Raw genomic sequence first — 1,184 nt, forward strand, 5'->3', positions numbered from 1 at the left:
CGGCATGCAGTACTTTTCAGCTGATAGCTTTCAAAAGAATGCTAACTCACTATTAGAAAAGTCAATCCAGCCTTTTATAAAAGGCGCATTTGAAAAGAACAATAGTCAATGGAATGTATTTGATACCTTCACACTGACAAACAATAAAAAGTTTCTTGATGTTGCAGTCAGGTAGTAACGCTGCTCATCATTTGAAAGCAGTAAATTGAAAAACAAACACTAGATCGTACAAGGCCGGGAGCCAGGAAATGAAAATCATATCTGGAAAATTTAGCACAGACCAGAGCGCCAACTCACAAATTCTTTTAGTGGGCTCAGCGCTGATCGTGTTATTGATTTCGCTTTTAGTTGTTTCATATTTTATCACTAGAGACGGTAACCACGATGTCGAATATGCCAGTCACGCTAGTGATTTGCGCGTACTGTCTCAAGAGGTCGCAAAGAACGCAACTGAAGCTGCTGCCGGTAAAGAAGAGGCCTTTGATCAGTTGAAGAAGTCTAGAGATGACTTTGAAAACAAGCTACAGTTAATCAACCAAGGTAATGATGAAACCGGCTTGCCGCCATCAAACCTTGCTGATGACGCCGGTGTAACCGACCTGTGGAAAACAGTAAAAAGCAATGCTGACCGTATCCTGGAAAACAAGGAAACGGTTTTGACCCTGCACCAGATCGCTGAAACATTAAACGAAACCATTCCTCAGCTCCAGATTGAGTATGAAGACGTGGTCATGATTCTACTTGAGAACGATGCTCCCGCAGACCAGATCTCAGTTGCTGAACGCCAGTCTCTTCGTGCAGAACGTATTGTACGTAGTGTTAACAACATCCTTACGGGTGATGAAGATGCCGCTATTGCAGCCAACCGCTTCGGTGAAGATGCGACACTATTCGGACGTGTAATGAACTCCATGTTTGAAGGCAATGAGGCTATGCAGATTTCTCAGGTAACTGACGAAGATGCTATCTACGGCCTTGAAGCGATCGCCGAGCTCTTTGAGTTTGTCGACAGTAACGTTAAAGCGATACTTGAAACCTCTCCCGAACTATTCAAAGTACGTAACGCTGCTAACTCTATCTTCGAAAATTCTATCGCACTGAAAAAAGATACATCTACTCTATCGAACCAGTTCCAAAACCAGGCTGATGACCGCTTCTTTAACCCGAATACGGCTTATATCATT

The 1,184-nt window shown here is 43.2% G+C and carries 1 protein-coding gene; it reads left to right on the top strand.

Annotated elements, in window-relative coordinates:
* Positions 1-248: 248 nt before the first annotated feature.
* A partial coding sequence (locus A3763_RS19630; RefSeq protein ID WP_197482997.1) for a type IV pili methyl-accepting chemotaxis transducer N-terminal domain-containing protein occupies positions 249-1,184 on the top strand: 936 nt, incomplete at its 3' end.

This window comes from Oleiphilus sp. HI0128, assembly GCF_001635365.1.